The 1,506-nt window shown below is 66.1% G+C and carries 2 protein-coding genes; both read right to left on the reverse strand.

Annotated elements, in window-relative coordinates; translation table 11 throughout:
- On the reverse strand, window positions 1-741 hold a 741-nt coding region (locus E5W70_RS32335; RefSeq protein ID WP_292665413.1), incomplete at its 3' end, for a DUF4175 family protein.
- Between the two features lie 213 nt (window positions 742-954).
- Window positions 955-1,506: pyridoxal-phosphate dependent enzyme (locus E5W70_RS32340; protein WP_292665414.1), on the reverse strand; the 552-nt coding region annotated here is incomplete at its 5' end.

Below are 1,506 nucleotides of genomic sequence, written 5' to 3' on the forward strand. Positions count from 1 at the left end.
CGAACCGCCGGTGACGCGCAGGGACACGTCGCTGCCATCCGGAACCGTGAAGATCGGCGCCGCTTGATTGGCGTTGTTGGCAAGGACCTGGGCGTTGAGGAATACCGGCGGCCTGCCGGTATAGGCCGGCGGCGTCACCCAGGCATCAATGCGCGGCGGCACGACGTCGCGGGCGGCACGGGCAACAAAACCGTCGCTCAGCCTGCCGCCCGATGGCCCGAAGGAGAAGGCAAAGGCAGTTACCAACAAAAGCGCGGCAACGGCGCGCAGCGCCCACGGGTCGCGTTCCGGCACGCGTGTGCGCGGCACGTCGCCGCCAAGCTGGCCCAGCTGGTCCGCCATGCGCCGCTGATGCTCGCGCCACAGCGCTTGCGAAAAAATGCTTTCCTTGCCGCTCGGGCGATCGGTCTGGACCTGCACCGGGCTGTGCAGCAATCGGTTGGCCGCCTCGATGCGGCGGTCGACCTCGGCACTTGATGGCGTCCGGAAGAAACGCAGCGGGTAGAGTGCGGCAAGCGCTGCGACGCCGAATGCCGTGATGAGACCGATCCGCGCCAGATCGGGCAAAAATGGGAACAGGCCGAGCCACGAAATGCTGAGGAACAGGCTGGCGACGATGATCAGTGGCAGCAGCAATGGCCAGCCGCGTTCGACGATTATCGAGACCTGCGTCCCCAGCCGGCTCAAGGCAAGGCGCCTGGCCAGACTGCGATCGCTGGTGAAGATGGGGCGTTGCGTCATCGGCCCTTCCTGGGCCGGGCGGGATAGCCCGGGCCTCACGAGTCTATCGCATGGGCCCGAAAAGTCGATTTTCGGGAAGCACGATGCGAAGACCTAAAATCTTAGCGCGTACTTCGTGCGTCCAAGCGGATGCACATCGTCCTAAGGATACCAACAAACACGGCGAAGGCGAGGCGGTTCCCCAAAACGTGAACAATAATGCCCCGGATATTGTCAGAATTTCGCCGGATTGTCGTTTGCGCCGCAGACCAGTACGGCAACGCGCTCGCCTGCAGCCGGTGCGTAGCGGCCGGACAGGAGCGCCGCGAAGGCGGCCGCACCACCCGGCTCGGAGATGATTCGCACGCGGTCCCAGAGCGCCGCCTGGGCGGCGATAATGTCGTCGTCGCCGACCAGGATCGAGCGCTCGACGAATGCCTCGGCGATAGGAAACATCATTTCGCCGACACGCTTTGGCGCGAGCGAATCGGCGGCGATGCCCTCCGCCGGCGCGTCGACCGGTCGGCCCGCCTCGAAGGCGCGATGAAGCGTCGGCGCACCCTCCGGTTCGACGGCGATGATCCTGATGCGGCCGGAAAACCAGGCGGCGATGCCGCCGATCAGGCCGCCCCCACCGACGGCGACCAGCAGGGTGTCGAGCTTCGGCAGGTCGGCCTCGATCTCGAGGCCGAGCGTGCCTTGCCCGACCAGCGTCTCCTCCTGGTTGAAGGCGTGGATCTGCAGCGCGCCGGATTTTTCGGCGAAGCTCTCGCTGGCGGCCAGCGC

This window comes from Mesorhizobium sp. (assembly GCF_005063415.1).
Lineage (GTDB): Bacteria > Pseudomonadota > Alphaproteobacteria > Rhizobiales > Rhizobiaceae > Mesorhizobium.